Genomic DNA, 1,398 nt, shown 5'->3' with positions numbered 1-1,398 from the left:
ATGCAAACAGCAACCTGAGTGCCGCTGAGATGACTTTTAAAGATGCAGCCAGTTACGCAGGCACCGATGCGGACGGTAAAACCGATACCGTCGTGGATGGCCGGGCTGCAGCCGACCAAAGCTGGGCGATCAATGACCTGGACAGCACCACCGCTTCCGGTATTCGTTTTGACCAGGTGGAAGAAGTACAAACCACCGGTACAGTCACCAATGCCACCGGGGCTGGCCTGATGGTTGAAACCAGCGATGCTCATAAACTGGCCACCGTGGAACTGGATGCCCAGGGGAGCATTGCCCAGCGGGGGGTGATCTTTGATAACGCCTCTGCGTATCAGGGGGCCTCTGATCAGAGTCATACGGATACCGTTGTGGACTCAAAAGGGTCTGACTGGGCCATTAGCGGTCACCAGAGTGCCACCAGTAACGACGTCGATTTCTCCGGCATTGAATCCGTCACCACCGCCGCCAATGTCAGCGGCCAGAGCACCGACAGCCAGTGGGCCATAGAAGGCAGCCAGTCCGCCTCCAGCGACAATATCCGCTTTGATTTCACCGATACCGATACGGCCATCAGCAATGTCGGGCAACTGGTGAATAATACCAACGACAGTTTGACGGTGACTCTGGATGCAAACAGCAACCTGAGTGCCGCTGAGATGACTTTTAAAGATGCAGCCAGTTACGCAGGCACCGATGCAGCCGGTAAAACCGATACCGTCGTGGATGGCCGGGCTGCAGCCGACCAAAGCTGGGCAATCAATGACCTGGACAGCACCACCGCTTCCGGTATTCGTTTTGACCAGGTGGAAGAGGTTCAGACCACCGGTACAGTCTCCAATGCCACCGGGGCTGGCCTGGTGGTTGAAACCAGCGATGCTCATAAACTGGCCACCGTGGAACTGGATGCCCAGGGCGGCATTGCCCAGCGGGGGGTGATCTTTGATAACGCCTCTGCGTATCAGGGGTCCTCTGATCAGAGTCATACGGATACCGTTGTGGACTCAAAAGGGTCTGACTGGGCCATTAGCGGTCACCAGAGTGCCACCAGTAACGACGTCGATTTCTCCGGCATTGAAGCCGTCACCACCGCCGCCAATGTCAGCGGCCAGAGCACCGACAGCCAGTGGGTCATAGAAGGCAGCCAGTCCGCCTCCAGCGACAATATCCGCTTTGATTTCACCGATACCGATACCGATACGGCCATCAGCAATGTCGGGCAACTGGTGAATAATACCAACGACAGCTTGACGGTGACTCTGGATGCAAACAGCAACCTGAGTGCCGCTGAGATGACTTTTAAAGATGCAGCCAGTTACGCAGGCACCGATGCAGCCGGTAAAACCGATACCGTCGTGGATGGCCGGGCTGCGCCAGACCAGAGCTGGGCAATCAATGACC

At 56.7% G+C, this 1,398-nt stretch carries 1 protein-coding gene; it reads left to right on the top strand.

Translation table 11 applies throughout. The features are described from left to right. Positions 1 to 29: 29 nt before the first annotated feature. A partial coding sequence (locus ACNRUY_RS26480; protein WP_488114660.1) for an autotransporter outer membrane beta-barrel domain-containing protein occupies positions 30 to 1,398 on the top strand: 1,369 nt, incomplete at its 3' end.

It is taken from the genome of Endozoicomonas sp. Z74, assembly GCF_057680865.1.
The sequence above is the reverse complement of the archived record's forward strand: the minus strand, read 5'-3'. Positions and strand labels throughout refer to the sequence as shown.